Genomic DNA, 14,333 nt, shown 5'->3' with positions numbered 1-14,333 from the left:
CTACCTCCTGTCCTTACTATGTAGCACGACCACATAGCCATCTGGGCAAGTCACCGACACTTCCCTATCTATATATTCGTTAGAAGCGTACACTTTTTTAAAGAAAAAATTTTCCTCAGTCAACTCATACTTGGCTCCAAGAATGGTCAGCTGGCTATCCCGAACCGGCATAAAAGCAAGATAGTCGTAGTCTGAACGGGGATGTAGCTGACTGGTCCCTTCTGGACAATAAGTAATCAAGTTTTGCCCATCCTCAATCGCTATCTGGCTCATATAGGGTGCTAACTTGGGATTGCTAGGCAGAAAGACATTGGCCAGCATGTGGTCAATACGACCACCAAGAGCACCGAAAATAGTGACTTGAGCATGAGGATTTTGTTCAAAGATGGTCAAGAGAGCCAATTCCAGATCAGTATCATCCTTTTCTGGTCGGGCTTGGACAAAATGCTGGGCACTTTTTTGAATCACCTGTCGTTCTTCTGCAGTTACAGAATCAAAATCTCCAACTGCTAGAGCAAGAGGAAGGTTTTCTTCCAAAACCCAAAGCGAGCCTCGATCCACACCGACAAAACTATCAAAGTCCGTCCGGTAGTGACCGCGGTCTCCTCCTGCAAAAACGGCAACCCTAGTCCAGTTGTTTTCTGAGAGTTTGTACTCGCTCATTGACATCTCCCTTAAAGACATAGGATCCTGCTACAAAAACGGTCGCACCAGCTGCTTTAGCCTGAGCAATAGTTCGATCATCAATCCCGCCATCCACTTCGATTTCAAAGTTCAAGCCTTTTTCATCACGAAGAGCAACCAACTCATGGACCTTATCCATAGTCTCTGGTAGAAAGGCTTGCCCACCAAAGCCTGGGTTAACTGTCATGACTAAAACTTGGTCAACTAGATGAAGGACGTGCTTGATGGCTTCAACTGGTGTGCCAGGATTGATAACGACTGAAGGCTTAACTCCGAGTGAACGAATTTTTTGAAGGGCGCCATGAATATGAGGCGTTGCTTCCGCATGGATGCTGATGATATCGGCACCTGCACGCGCAAAGTCTTCTAAATGATGCTCTGGATTAGCTACCATCAAGTGGCAGTCAAAGACCATCTTGCTATGAGGGCGAAGAGCTTCGACCACACCTGCACCAAAACTGATTTGTGGCACAAAGTGCCCATCCATGATATCGATATGGGCATATTCTGCCCCAGTTGCTTCTAGGCGTTTGATTTCACGTTCAAAGTTGGCATAATCTGCTGCCAGAATTGACGGAGCAATCTTGTATTGAGACATAGGTTTCTCCTTATTTTGGAATTTTTTTGCTGACTTTTTTATAGGTTTCTCTGCGATTTTCAATCTCACTGAGGAATTGCAGGTAGTTATCGAAACGGAAGGACGCAATGATACCCTCTTCAACAGCTGGCTTAACTGCGCAAGACGGCTCATGGGTGTGGGTACAAGTGCGGAACTTGCAGTCTCGACTGACAGTGGTAATCTCTGGAAAGGCCTGATTGAGGTCTTCAGCCGTTGATACTTCATAATCCAAGGATGAAAAACCTGGTGTGTCTGCGATTTTACCTCCATTGAGATTATAAAAACTAACTGCTCGAGTAGTGTGGCGCCCGCGACCCAGACTGTCTGAAATTTCTCCTGTTTCAAGATTGAGGTCTGGTGCGATTTTATTGAGAAGAGTTGATTTACCAACACCTGTCTGCCCCATAAAGACCGTCACTTTTCCTGTTAACAAAGGCAAAAGTTCTTCTTTACTAGTCACAAAATCGTAACCAATGTCACCATAGGTCTGCTGGTAAAAATCCAGTTCTGACCGATCTTCCAGCAAATCCATTTTAGAAATATAGACGATGGGATGGATGCCCTTATGTTCCAAAAGAACCAAGAACCGATCCAGCAAATTGCTGTTGAAGTCCGGTTCCTTGACAGACATGATTACCACAGCTTGGTCAATATTGACAATGGGTGGACGGACCAGACTATTTTTCCGTTCATGAATCTTGAGGATATAGCCTTCTGAATTTTCCTCGGCAGAAAAATCGACCCAGTCCCCAACATAGGGTGTATGGCCTTTTTTACGGAAATTCCCACGCGCGCGTGTTTGATAGACCTGGCCATCACTCTCTACATAGTAGAAGCCTGCCAAAGCCTTAATAATTTGTCCCTGCATCTTATAGTCCTTGCCCTTTAAGCGCGTCTGCTAGACTGGCAAATTCTGTCAAGCTGAGAGCTTCTCCACGCACACTTGGTGACAAGCCTGCTTGGTCCAAAGCCTTGGTCAGCTTGTCCTTAACTTCCTCAGTCTTGCCAAAGTAACCTGTCAAATTGTTCCACAAGGTTTTACGGCGATGAGTGAAACTAGCCTTAGAAACCTTAAAGAAGAAGTTCTCGTCTTCCACTGCTACGGCTGGTTCTGGACGACGCACCATTTTCAAAATAGCAGAGTCCACGTTTGGCGCTGGCACAAAGACCGTACGAGGCACGATGAAAGCAACCTTGGCAGTCATGTAATACTGCACCGCAATCGACAAGCTACCGTAAGCCTTGGTATTCGGTTGAGCGGAAATGCGGTCAGCTACCTCTTTTTGCATCATGACCACAAACTCACTAAAAGGAATCCCGCTCTCAATCAAGTGCATGAGAATAGGCGTCGTGATGTAGTAAGGCAAGTTGGCTACTACCTTAATTGGCAGGTCAGGATTTTTAAAATTCTGGATATGCTGCGCCAAATCGACCTTGAGAATGTCCTCGTTAACCACTGTCACATTGTCAAAATCACGCAAGGTATCTGCCAAAATCGGTACCAAACGGTGGTCAATCTCAAAGGCCATGACTTGAGCTGCACGCTCAGCCAAAAATTCTGTCAAGGCACCAATCCCTGGCCCGATTTCGATGACATTAACCTGGTCATCAATCTCAGCCGTATCCACGATTTTTTGTAAAATATTGGTATCCGTCAAGAAATTTTGCCCAAAGGACTTTTTAAAAGTAAAACCGTGACGCTCCAGCACTGCCTTGGTCACGCTATAATCTGCAATTCTCATCTATTCTCTTTTCTAGTGTAAACGGCGTTTTATTATCCAAACAAACTCATTGTCTCCTGAACTCTGATAAATGAGCTCTGTTAAAGAAACATTTGGATTCGTCAATTCTTTTGTTTCTGTATTATAACTTGTTATTGTCTTTCCACCATGTCGTAGAAGCCATTCCGTATCCAATCTAGGCAGATATCTGTCCTTTTGAAGAAAACTACAAAACTCCTCAACTGTCATATCCTCCGGGACATCAAGATCCATCTGATGAGAGAAAACATCATCACCCATACAGACAGAATCTCTATCAACTCGTATTTTCATTTCACTCTTTCCTTGTAAACATCTATTTAAATATTATCAAAGTGAATCCCCTGACATAAATCTACTTACTACTATTGTAACACATTCCCCTTACATTTGGGGTCTGCTTAGCTGTTCTCATAAGATTTCATAGCTTCTTCCACTTCTGCCAATGCAACCCCAAACAACTCTAAGCGCTTGATGAGTTGCTTGCCGTTAGAATAGCCGATTCGGAGAGCCTCTCCAAGATATTCTCTGCGCTTACGGCTGTCTGCTCCTGCTAGAAAACCAAGGCGGATTAAGTCGCTACGACTGATGTCAAACCGACTCTCATGATCAAATTGTTCTGTCACCTGAGCTAGAGCCGTTTTCAAGTCTTCATAGCTGGCATGCTCAATCCCCAGAGAACGCCCCTTGGTCTTAGACTTGGGAACAGCTTCATCTCGTTTGAGGAAGGCATGCTGAACTGTTGGAATGGCCGTCATAATCATGCGACGAATCCGCTCCCCATTAAAATCTGGGTCTGTAAAGACAATGACTCCATGACGTTGGTGCAAGCGCTGAATCCGCTCTAGATCCTGCTCATTGATGGCAGAACCACGTGTCTCATAGGTCTCTACATCGAAATAGCGTTTGAGATTGGCCGTATCATCGCGCCCTTCGACCACGATAACTTGGGAAATTTTTTCTTTCATTACTTGCTGTCCAATCCAAAAATTCGTTCTGCATTTGCAGTTGTTACCGCCGCTAACTCTTCTGCCGTCATGCCACGCAAGTCAGCGATAAAGTCCACTACATAGCGAGTGTAGGCTGTTTTATTTTCACGACCCCGTTTAGGAACAGGAGCCAAGTAAGGCGCATCTGTCTCTACCAAAATCTTGTCCAAAGGTAACTCTTTAGCTGCTTCTTGGATGTCAGTTGCCTTCTTAAAAGTCACCACTCCTGAGAAGGAAATAGTCATGCCAAGCGCGACAAACTTCTCTGCCCACTCAAGCGTCCCTGAAAATGAGTGCATAATCCCACCTCGAGGACCAACTCCCTCGCTCTTAATAATCTCATAGGTATCTTCCAACGCATCACGGGTATGAACTACAAAAGGCAAATCCAAGTCCTTAGATAACTGAATCTGACGGCGAAAAACCTGCTCCTGCACCTCTTTCGGTGCTGTCATCCAATGGTAGTCCAATCCAATTTCACCTAAAGCAACAACCTTGGGATGCTTGAGCTTATCAAGCAAGTAGGCTTCAATCTCCTCCGTGTAAGTCCCTGCTTCTGTCGGATGCCAACCAATAGTCGCATAGAGCTGGTCATACTCATCTACCAACTCCAAGGCACGCTCAATCGTCGGTTTATCAAAACCAACAATATTCATCTGTGTCACACCCATCTCAGCAGCTAAGGCGATTTCTTCTGCCTCATGACCTGCAAATTCTTCTACATTCAAGTGTGTATGTGTATCAAAAATCATCTCTTCTAACCTCGTTTTCTATCTTCTATTATACCAAAAAACTGCCCTCTCTCCTCATCTGTACAAAATATTCTAAAATCCATCGTCGTCTCTTGACGCTATTTTCCCAAAGCAGTATAATAGCACTTATTGAAATTTTCAGAAAAGGAAAATACAATGTTTACAAAATTAAAACAGACTTTTATCGGTCGTCCTCTTAAGTCCTTAACAGAAGGCGAGGGGGGACTGCTGGGAAAAATGCAGGCCTTGGCCATGTTGTCAAGCGACGCTCTATCTTCCATTGCCTATGGGCCTGAGCAAGTAGTCCTCGTCTTGGCTAGTCTCTCTCCTCTTGCTATATGGTGGAGCCTTCCTATCGGCCTTTTTGTCCTCCTACTTCTGGCCAGCCTGACCGTTTCCTACCGTCAAATCATCCATGCCTATCCTCAAGGAGGAGGGGCCTATATGGTTACTCGAGAAAATCTATCTCCCGAGCTAGGCTTAATTGCTGGAGGTAGTCTGCTGGTTGACTACATGCTGACTGTGGCGGTATCGGTATCATCTGGAGCTGATGCTATCACAGCAGCCCTCCCTGTCCTCCACCCTTACAACCTTCACATCTCCATTTTTCTGGTTTGCTTGCTCATGCTCTTGAATTTACGGGGCTTAAAAGAATCTGCCAGTTCACTGATGATTCCTGTCTATCTCTTTATCATCAGTACTGTCTTTCTCTTGCTCTACGGAATCCTTCAACTAATGACAGGGTCTCTCAGCTATCAGGCAACTTCACCTATTGGGCATGCTGTTCCGAGTCTGTCTATCGTTCTCATTCTAAGAGCCTTTACCAGTGGTTCTGCCTCTCTGACAGGGGTTGAAGCTATTTCAAATGCCGTTCCCTTTTTCAAGGCTCCAAAAGAAAAGAATGCCGCTCAAACCTTGACCATCATGGCCTTGATTTTAGGTTTTCTTTTTGCAGGCATTACCTTCCTAAACTACTGGATGGGGATTCTGCCTCAACACGGAGAAACTATTCTTTCACAGATGGCTCAAGGCATCCTTGGTAATTCCTTCTTAGGTCACCTTGGCTATTATATCTTCCAATTCTCCACAGCCTTGATTTTGGCCGTAGCTGCAAATACTGGCTTTTCGGCCTTCCCTATGCTGGCTTACAATATGGCTAAAAACAAATACATGCCCCATCTCTTTATGGAAAAAGGAGATCGCCTAGGCTACTCTAATGGAATTTTAACTCTGGCATTTGGGGCTATGATTCTTCTTCTCATTTTTAATGGCAATACCGAACGTTTGATTCCCCTTTATACTATCGGGGTCTTCGTTCCCTTTGCCCTTTCTCAAACTGGGATGATTCGCCATTGGAAAAAAGAAAAAGGGGTAAATTTCTTAAAACCTGCCCTTGCCAATATCCTTGGAGCTATCATTTGCTACGCTATCGTGCTAATCCTGCTCTTTTTCCGTCTCAGTGATATCTGGCCTTTCTTCCCGATTATTCTCGTACTCACCCTACTCTTCTTAGCGATTCACAGTCATTACCAAAAAGTGGCCCAACAACTACGACTCTATGAAGGCATCGAAAAACGTACCTACGATGGCAATCTTGTCCTCGTCCTCGTAGGAAATGTCACCCGAGTCAGCGTTGGAGCCATTAACTACGCCCAAAGTATCGGTGACGAAGTCTTAGCCATGCACATTTCTACTAAGGAAACAGCAGAGAAAGACCAAGAAATTCTCCAAGAATTTGCCGATTACTTCCCAACCATTACTCTGAAAAATATCAAGACCAGCTACCGCGATATCATCACGCCTACTGTCAAGTATGTCAAACGGATATCCGAGGAAGCCCAGAAAAAGAACTATACAGTCACTGTTCTGGTACCCCAGTTTATCCCTAATAAACCTTGGCAAAATATCCTACACAATCAGATGAGTCTCAAACTCAAATATGCCCTCCGTTGGCACCAAGACGTCGTTGTCGCTAGCTATTCCTATCACTTAAAAGAATAAAGAAAAGGCCCTACCAGAAGCAAGAAGCTCTGGTAAGGCCTTTTTCTGAATCCAGTCACTATGCTTATACTCAATGAAAATCAAAGAGCAAACTAGGAAGCTAGCCGCAGGCTGCTCAAAGCACTGCTTTGAGGTTGTAGATGAAACTGACGAAGTCAGCTCAAAACACTGTTTTGAGGTTGCAGATAGAACTGACGAAGTCAGTAACATATATACGGTAAGGCAACGCTGACGTGGTTTGAAGAGATTTTCGAAGAGTATTAACTGAAAAGCATTACTAGGAATATCATTGAATGTGGTTAGCTAAATCTTCCTGAGCTTTTTTATTTGACTCAGCTTTTTCTTTTAGCCATTTTTCATAAAGTTCTTGGTACTGTTTAGCAGTTACTGGCTCTTTTTGCAATTCAACATATTTGTAGTTGTCCGCATTTCCCTTATGACCAACGAATGAGAATGGGCCTGTAAACGGTACAGTCTTACGGAAGATTGGGTTAGCTCCACCACTTTGAACTGGTAGGAAGAGGGCACTATCTGTCAACCAAGCTTGGGCTTCAGCATATTTTTCATAGCGGGCTTGAGTATCTGTTATTTCCGCATCAGCCTGATCCAAGAGTTTCTTATAGTCAGAAAGACCAATCTTGTCCTTAACTTCCTTGTCTTTTCCTTCAGACAAGCCCATGTTTTTCAACTGAGAACCTGTCTCTGGATCAAGAATAGCTAGGTAAGTCTTAGGATCTGAGTAATCTCCACCCCATCCCGAGATGTCGATATCGTAGTCTTTTTGTTCTGCTGTATCTGCAAAGTAGGTTGCCTGGTCTTTTTCATCTGGAGAAAGTTGGATAACATCGATAACTACATTCTCCTTACCAAGAGTTTCTTCCACTGTTTGTTTGAACGATCCAGCCTGTTGCACATCCAACTTAGCAGTCTGGTCAACTGGCATATCCAAATGAATTGGGAAAGTTACTCCCTGTGCTTGCAGACTTTCTTTGGCCTTAGCAAACTTCTCTTTGGCCTTGTCAGGGTTCAAGAAGGCTTGCTTACCATCGTTTAGGTTAATATTTGCCCAATCTTTACCGTAGTTGACAATTTTCTCATTGACAATGTCACCAAAGTTCTTATCGCCAACTTGAACAAAGTTACTTGGTGTAATCGTATTACGCAAGATACGGTCTGCTCCATCTTCACCATTTGTCTGCGCTGCATAGGCATGACGATCAAAGGCAAAGTTGATAGCCTGACGGAAATCTTTATTTTGCATAGCTGCGCGTGAATCTGTCTTTTCCTTATCAGACTGTTTCATAGTCTGCTTGTAGCTTTGACGATTTACGTTGAAAAGATAGTAGAAGGTAACTGAGTTTTGCGGTGTATAGGTAATCTTGTCCTCATTTCCCTTCTTGAGTTCAGCAAAGACTGAACTTGTTGGGAAGATACGACCATCTGTATAGTTACCATCCAAGAAACCTCTAGCAATGCTGTCTTGATCAGAACCGTCAAAGAATGAGAGTTTCACTTTCTCGATTTTAACATTATCCTTATCCCAGTAATTAGGGTTTTTATCAAATTCAATCAAAGATTTTGATGTGAAGGATTTAAACAAGTAAGGACCATTTGACAAGATACTTGATGGTGTCACACTTCCAAAGTCATCTCCCTGAGACTTCAAGAAGGCTTCATTTACAGGACTAAGGATACTTGCTGTTGTTTTAGAGTTCCAATAAGTCTCAGGTTGGTTGAGAGTGTATTGTAGCGTGTAATCATCCACTGCCTTAACACCAACAGTTGCAAAATCAGATGATTTCCCTTCAACATAGTCTGCTAGTCCCTTGATAGAGTCTTGTACCAAGTACAAGTTTTCAGCCTTTTTATCAGCCGCATACTTGAGACCAGTCACAAAGTCATGAGCTGTTACGTCCGCATACTCTTCTCCTTCAGAAGTGTACCATTTAGCTCCCTGACGGATCTTATAAGTGTAAGTCAAGCCATCTTTTGACACCGTCCATGACTCAGCCATAGATGGGATGAGATTGCCATACTGGTCATTTTCCAACAAACCATCAATCAAGTTGGTTGTGATACTAGATGTAGAGTCTCGTGTAGAGGTAATGTAATCCAAGGTATCAGGGTTACTGACAAAGATATAAGAGTATGTCTTGTCTGCATTGCTTGATTGGGATGACCCGCATGCCGCTAGAGCTAGACCTGCTGTCAAAGCCATAGCTCCAAAAAGCATAACTTTTGATTTCTTCATGATTATTCTCCATTTTTTACAGTATGTGAAATATTATACACTATTTGGGCAAAAATATAAAGCCTTTTTGAACTTTTTTACAAAAATAAAAATCAGTAGACTCGAGTTCCTACTGATTTTTGTTATGGTTCGTTTGGATTATGCAGCCAAAACTTTGCGTCCTTTACGACGACGAGCTGCCAATACGCGACGACCGTTTTTAGTTGACATACGGTTACGGAATCCGTGTTTGCGCGCACGACGAAGTTTACTTGGTTGATAAGTACGTTTCACGATGAATACCTCCTCATAGATTTTGTATTCGTTTAGCCGGCTATAAAGTGATCAGTTACTAAACATACTTTACTATTCTATCTGATTCTTTCACTTTTGTCAATAGCTCTAGGCAAATGTTTCCAGCTTTTTCGAATGTAAGCCCTATCTGCGATACTGTTTCAAGAAACGAGTCATCTTTTCTTGGATTTGGGCCAGTTCATCGACACGAGGAAGGTAAACAATACGGAAGTGGTCTGGTTCCTGCCAGTTAAAGCCTCGACCATGAACCAAGAGAACCTTTTCCTGCTTCAAGAAATCAAGGACAAACTGTTCATCATCATCGATACGGTACATATTGCGGTCGATTTTAGGGAAGATATAGAGTCCAGCCTTGGGTTTAACCGCAGACAAACCTGGGATATCCTGAATGGCATTATAGATGAAATTTCTTTGCTCATAAATTCGTCCACCAGGAAGGAGCAATTCATCGACTGATTGGTGACCACCCAAGGAAGTTTGTACGACTTGTTGGGCCAAAACGTTAGAGCAAAGACGCATATTGGACAGCATATTGAGCCCTTCGATATAGCCTTTAACGTGTGTCTTAGGTCCAGACAAGACCATCCAACCCACACGGAAACCAGCAATACGGTGGGATTTTGACAGGCCATTCATGCTGACACAGAAGACATCTGGTGCCAAACTAGCCACAGGCGTATGCACATGTCCATCCATTACCATGCGGTCATAAATTTCATCCGCAAAGATAATCAAATCGTTTTGACGGGCAATCTCAATAATCTCCAACAAGAGTTCCTTAGGATAAAGGGCTCCAGTTGGATTATTTGGATTGATAAGGATGATCGCCTTGGTATTGGAAGTGATTTTTGACTTGATATCGTCAATATCTGGATACCATTCTGCAGCTTCATCACAGATATAGTGAACGGCATTTCCCCCAGCTAGGCTGACAGCTGCTGTCCAGAGAGGATAGTCTGGCATTGGCACCAAGACCTCATCCCCGTTGTCCAAAAGCCCCTGCATAGACATGACAATCAATTCACTAACACCATTTCCAAGGTAGATATCATCAATATCTACATTTGGAAATTTCTTCAATTGACAATACTGCATGATGGCCTTACGGGCTGAGAAAATCCCTTTGGAGTCAGAATATCCTTCACTATCCCGCGCATTCATAATCAAGTCATGAATGACCTCGTCTGGCGCTGTAAAGCCAAATTCTGCTGGATTTCCTGTATTCAGACGTAAAATCTTTTCTCCGTTTGCTCGCATCCGCATGGCTTCTTCCAAAACAGGACCACGGATATCATAAGCAACATGCTCTAACTTACTAGACTTGTTATATTCTTTCATCTTGTTTCCTCAATTCATCAGGATAGTAACATTATACCACTAGAAAGAAAATGCGACAAGTTTGCTGAAATGTTTTACTAGATTAAGATAGAAAAAAACCTCGCTAAAAGCGAGGCCAAGACAGGGGAGATAGCAGGTATTTTGCGAAAGTCACATCACATACCAAAAGATAAACCTAGAAAAAACAAGCCTAAAAAGGAGTCATAAAGAAGATTGAACATGAGGAAAAGTCCCCATATCATCAAGTAATCCCAACGCCCACTTCGTTTTGCAACTAGGAATAAAATTAGATGGTAGAGTACATGAAAGACTAAAAAACCGATAAACCCTGGATAAAGAAGCGGTACCAGACTCTCTAATTGCCAGACCATGATAACTTCTAGCAAGACTGAAACTAGGATGATTCCATAATAAAGGAAATTTGATTTTTGAAAAGCGTTTTTCATCATTCTCCCTCCCTTCACTTCTTTCCTGCTATCCTTTCTTTTATTTTATCATATATTTATATAGATTTTAAGCGCTAATATTCTTTTGAAAAATACTTTTTTTGCTTTACTTCTATAGTGAAAAGGTTTACAATTATAGTAAGAAAATTTCAGGAGGTTTCATTATGGCACAACGTTACCAAAATATCATGGTCGCAATCGATGGTTCTAAAGAAGCGGACTTGGCTTTTGTCAAGGGAGTTCATTCTGCTCTACGAAACGACGCTAAACTCACCATCGCACATGTCATTGACACACGCGCACTCCAAAGCGTATCCACCTTTGATGCTGAAGTTTACGAAGAACTCCAAGTCGACGCTGAAAGTCTGATGAAAGAGTACGAAAAACGTGCTAAAGATGCTGGTGTGGCAGATGTTCATATCGTCATTGAAATGGGAAATCCAAAAACTCTACTGGCACGTACTATTCCAGATGCAGAAGAAGTTGACCTCATCCTCGTTGGTGCAACTGGTCTCAACGCCTTTGAACGCCTCTTGGTCGGCTCTTCATCTGAATACATTCTCCGCCATGCTAAGGTCGATTTGCTGGTGGTGAGAGAACAAGAAAAAACCTTATAATTATAAAGAAAAGGAGCTCAGTGCTCCTTTTTGTTTACTATTTATACTCTTCGAAAATCTCTTCAAACCACGTCAACGTCGCCTTGCCGTACTCAAGTACAGCCTGCGGCTAGTTTGCTCTTTGATTTTCATTGAGTATTATTTCTCTCTTTATGACGTTCATAAGCCTTGAGCTGACGCTGCAGTTCCTTTTTAATAGCAGGTTCTGGAGCATATTTTTCTTCCCAATCATCTGGCTTTAAGATTTTGTGGGTCACTGGATCAAAATGAGCCTTGCCATCTGGAAAAATTTTCCCCATATTGGCCTGATGGACAATATCAAAAATACGTTCTGGATCCACCCCCATCAAAACAAAACTACCGTAGGTGAAGTAAAGCGTATCAATCAAGGCATCCACCTGCCCTACCAAATCTTGCTGTGCAGGTGTCTTCTTGGCTACTTTCTCTGCTGCCTTATCAAGAGCCTGATGAAGTTGCGATAGAGCTTGACCAAAGTCCTCTTCAGAAGGGCTGGCAGCTCGAACAAATTCCACCAATTCTTCTATTTTAAAGCCAGCCCTATGGGTTGCACCTTCTAAATCCCAAGCTCGAGGTTCTTCTTGAGTTCGTTCGTCCATCATGTGGTGGAAGGTCTTGACCTTATTGAAATGATAGTCACGGCTGACAAAGACTTTTTCTGAAGCCAAAACACCAAAATGTTCCAAAGCCTTGTGGATTCCGTCTTGCTGATTGCTAGTGGTAATGTGCTTGGCAACTTCCTTGACACTGCTACTACCATTTCCCATAGCGACCGACATACCGACACCAGCCAGCATTTCAAGGTCATTATCTGAGTCACCAAAAGCCATCACTTGGTTGAGATCAAAACCATATTCTTTCCCAACTCGTCGAATGCCTTCCAATTTAGAGTTTCCTTGATTGATGACATCTGCTGCAAAAGGATTGCTACGTGTCAATTTCAAATCTTCAAAATCAGCTGCCGCTTTCTCAGATTCTTCTGGCGTCATCAGCATCAAAACTTGGTAGATAGGCTGATTCATCAGTTGAAGTAAGTCTTCTTCCTTTTGGGTAACAACCTTGCTAACCATACGATTAAAGGAGTGACTCACCGTCCGAGTTAAAACAGAGGGAACGAAGCGACTGATTCGTTGAGAAAAAGAACCCAGACCAAAGGACATGATTTTAGAACCCAGCATAGCATCCTTGGTCCCTAGGGCAATCTCCTTACCTTCTTTTTTAGCATAAGTAATTAGCTGGCGCAAATGTAACTTGGAAATAGGACTCGTGAACAAGACCCTGTCTTTAGTAAAGATATACTGGCCATTGTAGGTTACCGCAAAGTCCAAATCCAAATCGTCCATCAATTCCTTAACAAAAAAAGGTCCTCGACCTGTCGCTACGCCGACAAGTACCCCTTGCTCTTTGACGATTTTAATCGCGTCCTTAGTGGATTTCAAAACACTCTTGCGATCGTTGACCAAGGTTCCATCGATATCAAAAAAAACAGCTTTGACTTCCATCCTGTCCCAATCTCCCCTTTTGTGATACAATGATTATACCACATTTCAGAAAGAGTGAGTAAATCATGCCTAAGAAAATCCTTGTTTTACATACGGGTGGGACTATTTCCATGCAGGCCGATGCTTCTGGCGCTGTTGTGACGAGTTCGGATAATCCCATGAACCATGTGTCCAATCCCCTCGAAGGAATCCAGGTCCACGCCCTAGACTTTTTTAACCTGCCAAGCCCTCATATCAAGCCCAAGCATATGCTGGCCCTCTACCAAAAAATCAAAGAGGAAGCAGATAACTACGATGGAGTGGTGATTACACACGGAACCGACACTTTAGAGGAAACAGCTTATTTCCTTGATACCATGGAAGTTCCCCACATGCCCATCGTTCTAACAGGGGCCATGCGCAGCTCCAACGAACTCGGTAGTGACGGTGTCTATAATTATCTGAGTGCTTTACGAGTGGCTAGCGATGACAGGGCTGCTGACAAAGGAGTTTTGGTCGTTATGAACGATGAAATCCACGCTGCCAAGTATGTTACCAAAACGCATACAACCAACGTCAGCACCTTCCAGACTCCAACACACGGGCCACTTGGTCTGATTATGAAACAGGAAATCCTCTACTTTAAAACAGCTGAACCTCGTGTCCGCTTTGACCTTGATCACATACAAGGATTAGTCCCTATCATCTCTGCTTATGCTGGTATGACAGATGAGCTGATTGATATGCTGGATTTGGAACAATTGGACGGTTTGATTATCCAAGCCTTCGGAGCTGGTAATATTCCAAAAGAAACGGCTCAAAAATTAGAAACCCTTCTGCAAAAAGGAATACCAGTCGCCCTGGTTTCACGATGCTTTAACGGTATTGCCGAGCCTGTTTATGCCTACCAAGGTGGGGGCGTGCAGTTGCAAAAATCTGGTGTCTTCTTTGTTAAAGAACTCAACGCCCAAAAAGCCCGCTTGAAACTCCTCATCGCCCTCAATGCCGGACTAACAGGGCCAGCTTTGAAAGACTATATGGAAGGGTAAGTCTCTTCTCTAAAAACAAATCAGGAAATCTTCA

General features: G+C 43.2%; 15 protein-coding genes. 3 read left to right on the top strand and 12 right to left on the bottom strand.

Annotated elements, in window-relative coordinates:
• The 7 genes from TZ91_RS00320 to TZ91_RS00290 form a co-directional block, all read right to left on the bottom strand.
• Positions 1-663, bottom strand: coding sequence for a thiamine diphosphokinase (locus TZ91_RS00320; protein ID WP_033687304.1), 663 nt, complete (start codon positions 661-663; stop codon positions 1-3).
• Positions 626-1,282, bottom strand: coding sequence for a ribulose-phosphate 3-epimerase (gene rpe / locus TZ91_RS00315; protein WP_033687303.1), 657 nt, complete (start codon positions 1,280-1,282; stop codon positions 626-628). Before rpe ends, TZ91_RS00320 begins: the two co-directional genes overlap by 38 nt.
• A 10-nt stretch (positions 1,283-1,292) precedes the next feature.
• Entirely contained in the window at positions 1,293-2,171 is an 879-nt protein-coding gene (gene rsgA / locus TZ91_RS00310; RefSeq protein WP_033687302.1) for a ribosome small subunit-dependent GTPase A, read from the bottom strand.
• Position 2,172: 1 nt separating this feature from the next.
• Complete coding sequence (gene rsmA / locus TZ91_RS00305; protein WP_033687301.1) at positions 2,173-3,045, bottom strand: 16S rRNA (adenine(1518)-N(6)/adenine(1519)-N(6))-dimethyltransferase RsmA; 873 nt, start codon at positions 3,043-3,045, stop codon at positions 2,173-2,175.
• 12 nt (positions 3,046-3,057) lie between these two features.
• Positions 3,058-3,357, bottom strand: coding sequence for a hypothetical protein (locus TZ91_RS00300; RefSeq protein ID WP_033687300.1), 300 nt, complete (start codon positions 3,355-3,357; stop codon positions 3,058-3,060).
• A 107-nt stretch (positions 3,358-3,464) separates the two neighbouring features.
• The gene (gene rnmV / locus TZ91_RS00295; protein WP_033687299.1) at positions 3,465-4,031 is read right to left on the bottom strand and encodes a ribonuclease M5; all 567 of its coding nucleotides are present in this window, start codon (positions 4,029-4,031) and stop codon (positions 3,465-3,467) included.
• Entirely contained in the window at positions 4,031-4,804 is a 774-nt protein-coding gene (locus tag TZ91_RS00290; RefSeq protein ID WP_033687298.1) for a TatD family hydrolase, read from the bottom strand. Before TZ91_RS00290 ends, rnmV begins: the two co-directional genes overlap by 1 nt.
• Before the next feature lie 156 nt (positions 4,805-4,960).
• Here TZ91_RS00290 and TZ91_RS00285 point away from each other — a divergent pair, with 156 nt between their 5' ends.
• Positions 4,961-6,805: an APC family permease gene (locus TZ91_RS00285; protein WP_045596912.1), complete on the top strand. Its 1,845-nt coding sequence runs from the start codon at positions 4,961-4,963 to the stop codon at positions 6,803-6,805.
• A gap of 286 nt (positions 6,806-7,091) precedes the next feature.
• Here TZ91_RS00285 and TZ91_RS00275 read toward each other — a convergent pair whose 3' ends face one another.
• The 4 genes from TZ91_RS00275 to TZ91_RS00260 all read right to left on the bottom strand — a co-directional run bounded on the left by TZ91_RS00275 (position 7,092) and on the right by TZ91_RS00260 (position 11,137).
• Complete coding sequence (locus tag TZ91_RS00275) at positions 7,092-9,056, bottom strand: peptide ABC transporter substrate-binding protein (RefSeq protein WP_033687297.1); 1,965 nt, start codon at positions 9,054-9,056, stop codon at positions 7,092-7,094.
• Positions 9,057-9,194: 138 nt separating this feature from the next.
• Entirely contained in the window at positions 9,195-9,329 is a 135-nt protein-coding gene (gene rpmH / locus TZ91_RS00270; protein WP_000831905.1) for a 50S ribosomal protein L34, read from the bottom strand.
• Between the two features lie 144 nt (positions 9,330-9,473).
• Complete coding sequence (locus TZ91_RS00265) at positions 9,474-10,688, bottom strand: pyridoxal phosphate-dependent aminotransferase (RefSeq protein WP_033687296.1); 1,215 nt, start codon at positions 10,686-10,688, stop codon at positions 9,474-9,476.
• Between the two features lie 155 nt (positions 10,689-10,843).
• Positions 10,844-11,137, bottom strand: a complete 294-nt coding sequence (locus TZ91_RS00260; protein WP_033687295.1) for a hypothetical protein — start codon at positions 11,135-11,137, stop codon at positions 10,844-10,846.
• Positions 11,138-11,298: 161 nt separating this feature from the next.
• Here TZ91_RS00260 and TZ91_RS00255 point away from each other — a divergent pair, with 161 nt between their 5' ends.
• A complete protein-coding gene (locus TZ91_RS00255; RefSeq protein WP_000079148.1) occupies positions 11,299-11,751 on the top strand; it encodes a universal stress protein in 453 nt (150 codons plus the stop codon).
• A gap of 128 nt (positions 11,752-11,879) precedes the next feature.
• Here TZ91_RS00255 and TZ91_RS00250 read toward each other — a convergent pair whose 3' ends face one another.
• Positions 11,880-13,271, bottom strand: coding sequence for a Cof-type HAD-IIB family hydrolase (locus TZ91_RS00250; RefSeq protein WP_033687294.1), 1,392 nt, complete (start codon positions 13,269-13,271; stop codon positions 11,880-11,882).
• Positions 13,272-13,336: 65 nt separating this feature from the next.
• Between TZ91_RS00250 and TZ91_RS00245 the strand changes: the two genes are divergently transcribed.
• Positions 13,337-14,299 (top strand): asparaginase, encoded by a 963-nt coding sequence (locus tag TZ91_RS00245; protein WP_033687293.1) that lies wholly within the window; start codon positions 13,337-13,339, stop codon positions 14,297-14,299.
• Positions 14,300-14,333: the final 34 nt, after the last annotated feature.

The sequence above is a fragment of the Streptococcus mitis genome (assembly GCF_000960025.1).
Classification (GTDB): Bacteria; Bacillota; Bacilli; order Lactobacillales; family Streptococcaceae; genus Streptococcus; species Streptococcus mitis_DH.
This window is presented reverse-complemented; position numbering and strand designations above follow the sequence as displayed.

What these genes read in the sequence shown, in the direction of transcription:
- rpe (WP_033687303.1), bottom strand. Translation starts at nt 1,282, where the DNA reads ATGTCTCAATACAAGATTGCTCCGTCAATTCTGGCAGCAGATTATGCC.
- TZ91_RS00255 (WP_000079148.1), top strand. Translation starts at nt 11,299, where the DNA reads ATGGCACAACGTTACCAAAATATCATGGTCGCAATCGATGGTTCTAAA.
- TZ91_RS00260 (WP_033687295.1), bottom strand. Translation starts at nt 11,137, where the DNA reads ATGATGAAAAACGCTTTTCAAAAATCAAATTTCCTTTATTATGGAATC.
- TZ91_RS00245 (WP_033687293.1), top strand. Translation starts at nt 13,337, where the DNA reads ATGCCTAAGAAAATCCTTGTTTTACATACGGGTGGGACTATTTCCATG.
- TZ91_RS00290 (WP_033687298.1), bottom strand. Translation starts at nt 4,804, where the DNA reads ATGATTTTTGATACACATACACACTTGAATGTAGAAGAATTTGCAGGT.
- TZ91_RS00250 (WP_033687294.1), bottom strand. Translation starts at nt 13,271, where the DNA reads ATGGAAGTCAAAGCTGTTTTTTTTGATATCGATGGAACCTTGGTCAAC.
- rnmV (WP_033687299.1), bottom strand. Translation starts at nt 4,031, where the DNA reads ATGAAAGAAAAAATTTCCCAAGTTATCGTGGTCGAAGGGCGCGATGAT.
- TZ91_RS00285 (WP_045596912.1), top strand. Translation starts at nt 4,961, where the DNA reads ATGTTTACAAAATTAAAACAGACTTTTATCGGTCGTCCTCTTAAGTCC.
- TZ91_RS00275 (WP_033687297.1), bottom strand. Translation starts at nt 9,056, where the DNA reads ATGAAGAAATCAAAAGTTATGCTTTTTGGAGCTATGGCTTTGACAGCA.
- TZ91_RS00300 (WP_033687300.1), bottom strand. Translation starts at nt 3,357, where the DNA reads ATGAAAATACGAGTTGATAGAGATTCTGTCTGTATGGGTGATGATGTT.
- rsgA (WP_033687302.1), bottom strand. Translation starts at nt 2,171, where the DNA reads ATGCAGGGACAAATTATTAAGGCTTTGGCAGGCTTCTACTATGTAGAG.
- TZ91_RS00320 (WP_033687304.1), bottom strand. Translation starts at nt 663, where the DNA reads ATGAGCGAGTACAAACTCTCAGAAAACAACTGGACTAGGGTTGCCGTT.
- rsmA (WP_033687301.1), bottom strand. Translation starts at nt 3,045, where the DNA reads ATGAGAATTGCAGATTATAGCGTGACCAAGGCAGTGCTGGAGCGTCAC.
- TZ91_RS00265 (WP_033687296.1), bottom strand. Translation starts at nt 10,688, where the DNA reads ATGAAAGAATATAACAAGTCTAGTAAGTTAGAGCATGTTGCTTATGAT.